This window comes from Streptomyces aurantiacus JA 4570 (assembly GCF_000414115.1).
GTDB classification, from domain to species: Bacteria; Actinomycetota; Actinomycetes; order Streptomycetales; family Streptomycetaceae; genus Streptomyces; species Streptomyces aurantiacus_A.
In genome coordinates this window covers 1-1,089 of the sequence record NZ_AOPZ01000402.1, presented here as the reverse complement: position 1 = coordinate 1,089, position 1,089 = coordinate 1, and the positions used below count along the sequence as shown (strand labels likewise).

1 protein-coding gene is annotated in these 1,089 nt (G+C 76.5%); it reads right to left on the bottom strand.

Features of this window, described 5'->3' with window-relative positions; genetic code table 11:
• Positions 1-20: 20 nt before the first annotated feature.
• Positions 21-1,089 (bottom strand): HD-GYP domain-containing protein (locus STRAU_RS31830; protein WP_052029376.1); only part of this gene is annotated, 1,069 nt, incomplete at its 5' end.

The window sequence follows — 1,089 nt, the reverse complement described above, 5'->3', positions numbered from 1 at the left end:
GGGCGCGCCGGGGCGTGGGGTCACCGCCGGGCGGGGCGGTACGTCGCGGGGATGTCGGCCGCGGCTCCGGGAGCCCGGCCCGGCACGGCTTCGGGCACTTCGTGGGCCACGGGCGCGGGCACCCCGCCGGCGCCGCCGCCCCCGGCCGTGACCTCCGCATCCCACCCGTGCCGTTCGAGCGCCCGCACCAGCGCCTCCACCATCGCCGCGTCGAACTGGGCCCCGGCGCAGCGCTCCAGTTCGGCCACGGCGGCCGGGACGGGCCGGGCGCGCCGGTAGGAGCGGGTGGACGTCATGGCGTCGAAGGCGTCGGCGACGGCCACCACCCGTGCGGATTCCGGGATTTGGGTGCCCGTCAGGCCGTAGGGGTAGCCGCTGCCGTCGATGCGTTCGTGGTGGTGCAGGACCGCCGCCCGCGCCTCGCCGAGGAAGCCGATGCCGCGGACCATCTCGTGTCCGTACTCGGGGTGCAGCTCGATCACCCGGCGCTCCTGTGCGGTCAGCGGTCCTTCCTTGCGCAACAGCCGGGTGGGGACGCCGAGTTTGCCGACGTCGTGCAGGATCCCGGCGAAGCGCAGCACTTCCACGCGTTCGTCGTCCATGCCGAGCTCCCGCGCGATCAGCACGGAGGCGCGGCCGACGCGCTCGCTGTGGCCGCGGGTGTAGCGGTCCTTGAGGTCGACGGCCTGCACGAGCGCGCGGATGGTGGCCTGGTGGGCGGAGCGCTCCCGGTGGTACTGGGCGAACACCCAGCAGGAGACGCCCATCGGGAGCAGGACGAGGAGCGCGGCCGGCGACCCGTAGGGGCTGGACCAGAGGACGGCCATCATCAGCCCCGCGAGGCCGTGCACGGCGACGGGCGCGAGCGACCTGGTCAGCAGCCCGCGCCAGGCCGTCCGCGCGGGCACCCGCTCCGCCGTCACGAGGATCCCGCCGTCGAGGACGGTCAGCACCCCGGCGAAGGCGAGCACGGCGGCCGCGGCGGGCAGCAGCACGTACGGGAAGTCGGGCGCCGAGGCCGCGCCGGGCCCGCCGAACGCGGCGTACGCCTGCCCGGAGGCCCAGGCCGCCAGGGCGAGCTGCGCCGCC